Annotated in this window: 1 pseudogene; it reads right to left on the reverse strand. The window is 37.0% G+C overall.

The features are described 5' to 3' along the window. A pseudogene (locus tag F1003_RS19290) lies at positions 1–230 on the reverse strand (protein deglycase HchA); the annotation flags it as partial.

The following is a 230-nucleotide window of genomic DNA, read 5'->3' on the forward strand; positions in this document are numbered from 1 at the left end:
CTGTCATATCGTCGTTAACTACTTTTAATCCTTGTTTAGTTAATAAATCAGCAACTAACCATTTCAAGCGTCCAGGTAAATAACCTATTTCAATATTTGCACCTTCATCTAATGAGTCAGGGAAGACACAAACAGAGTATCCTTCTAATGGAGATTTTTCTCTGTTAAGCCCTGCTGAAAGTAGTGCTGCTGGTCCATGACATAATGTAACTATAAAGCGGTCATTGTCT

This window comes from Winogradskyella ouciana, from assembly GCF_009709615.1.
Classification (GTDB): domain Bacteria; phylum Bacteroidota; class Bacteroidia; order Flavobacteriales; family Flavobacteriaceae; genus Winogradskyella; species Winogradskyella ouciana.